Origin of the sequence: Duganella radicis (assembly GCF_009720825.1) — a bacterium.
In the GTDB taxonomy this organism is placed as follows: Bacteria; Pseudomonadota; Gammaproteobacteria; order Burkholderiales; family Burkholderiaceae_D; genus Rugamonas; species Rugamonas radicis.
The window spans coordinates 1-1317 of sequence record NZ_WNKY01000114.1 but is presented as its reverse complement, the minus strand read 5'-3'; the positions used below and the strand labels follow the sequence as shown (position 1 = coordinate 1317).

At 59.7% G+C, this 1317-nt stretch carries 1 protein-coding gene and 1 other annotated feature; the gene reads left to right on the top strand.

All coding sequences use genetic code 11. From position 1 onward, the window contains the following. The first annotated feature begins 53 nt into the window (after window positions 1–53). Window positions 54–1300, top strand: a protein-coding gene (locus tag GM676_RS31270) for an IS3 family transposase (protein ID WP_155468461.1) whose coding sequence is annotated in 2 segments (ribosomal slippage) — window positions 54–342 and window positions 342–1300 — 1248 coding nt in all. Because the reading frame shifts where the segments join, the coding sequence is not laid out codon by codon here. After that, window positions 332–448, top strand: a sequence feature (AL1L pseudoknot). It overlaps the preceding gene by 117 nt. Window positions 1301–1317 lie beyond the last annotated feature (17 nt).

The window sequence follows — 1317 nt, the reverse complement described above, 5'->3', positions numbered from 1 at the left end:
TGAATCGCCCCGGGTTTGAAGGAGGCTCCAACATTTGAGAAAATGGAGCCACCATGAAAAAATCAGTCCGATATTCCCCCGAAGTGATGGAGCGCGCCGTGCGCATGGTCCAGGAGGCCGGCAGCGAGTACGAGTCGCAGTGGGCGGCCATCACGTCCATCGCAGCCAAGATAGGCTGTACCTCCGAAACTCTGCGCCGTTGGGTGCGCCAGCGTGAGCGTGACACAGGCCAGCGTGAAGGCACCACAACGGCTGAAAGCGAGCGCCTCAAGGCGCTGGAACGTGAGAACAAGGAGCTGCGTAAGGCGAATGAAATCCTGCGTCTGGCGAGCGCGTTTTTCGCCCAGGCGGAGCTCGACCGTCGCTTCAAATCGTGAGAACGTTCATCGACCAATACCGCCAAGCGTATGGGGTCGAGTCGATTTGCAAAGTCTTGCAGGTCGCCCCGTCCGGCTACTGGCGTTACGCCGCGCAGCGGCGCAATCCTGCTTTGCGCTGCGCGCGCGCCAAGAGCGACGATGTGCTGGCCCCGCAAATTGAGCGCATCTGGCAGGCCAATATGCAGGTTTATGGTGCAGAAAAAGTCTGGCGCCAGCTGCGCCGCGAAGGCATCGAGGCCGCCCGCTGCACCGTCGAACGCTTGATGCGCCGTGCCGGCCTGCGTGGTGTGATGCGGGGTAAAATCGTGAAGACCACCGTCGCCAATGCTGCCGCGCCGTGCCCGTTGGACCGGGTCCATCGTCAGTTCAATGCACAGCGTCCCAATCAACTCTGGGTGTCCGACTTCACCTACGTCTCGACCTGGCAAGGCTTTGTCTATGTGGCCTTTGTGATTGATGTGTTTGCCCGGCGCATCGTAGGTTGGCGCGTCAGCAGTTCGATGCGCACCGATTTCGTCTTGGATGCCTTGGAACAGGCGCTGTACGCCCGCCAACCTGAGCGTGACGACGCCTTGATTCATCACAGCGACAGGGGCTCGCAATACGTCTCCATTCGCTACAGTGAGCGCTTGGCCGAAGCCGGAGTTGAGCCTTCCGTGGGTAGTAAGGGCGACAGCTACGACAATGCGTTGGCCGAGACCATCAATGGCCTGTACAAGGCAGAATTGATACACCGCCGTGCTCCCTGGAAGACGCGCGAGGCCGTCGAACTGGCGACGCTGGAATGGGTGACTTGGTTCAATCATCATCGACTGCTCGAACCGCTTGGCTATATACCGCCGGCCGAAGCTGAGGCAAACTATTACCGACAACTTTCCGAGCAGGCTAAGTCGCCTGACTCACACCAAACGGCCTCCTAAATTTCCGGGGCGATTCA